The sequence below is a fragment of the Pseudomonas sp. SIMBA_068 genome (assembly GCF_046534705.1).
GTDB classification, from domain to species: Bacteria; Pseudomonadota; Gammaproteobacteria; order Pseudomonadales; family Pseudomonadaceae; genus Aquipseudomonas; species Aquipseudomonas putida.
Window position 1 is genome coordinate 1 of record NZ_JAWRYI010000422.1, and the last position, 275, is coordinate 275.

Sequence of the window (275 nt, forward strand, 5' to 3'; positions counted from 1 at the left end):
ACCGATGAGCAGCAACAACAGCTTATAGGACATCTCACAAAGAAAGGCTTCTATCGAGGAGCTAATATTAAAATAACCATTTTTCTATGTGGTGGTGACGTTGCTAATCATCAATCTTGGCGTCATCAATTATCACAATTTTTAGCAAAGTTCAGTGATGTTGATATATTTTATCCAGAAGATCTATTTGATGATCTTTTGGCTGGTCAAGGGCAGCATAGCCTTTTAAGTTTAGAAAATATTCTGGCTGAAGCTGTCGATGTAATAATTTTATT

General features: G+C 35.3%; 1 protein-coding gene. It reads left to right on the forward strand.

Going from position 1 to position 275, the window contains the following annotated elements:
- Positions 1–275: hypothetical protein (locus SB756_RS29805; RefSeq protein WP_410913180.1), on the forward strand; the 275-nt coding region annotated here is incomplete at both ends.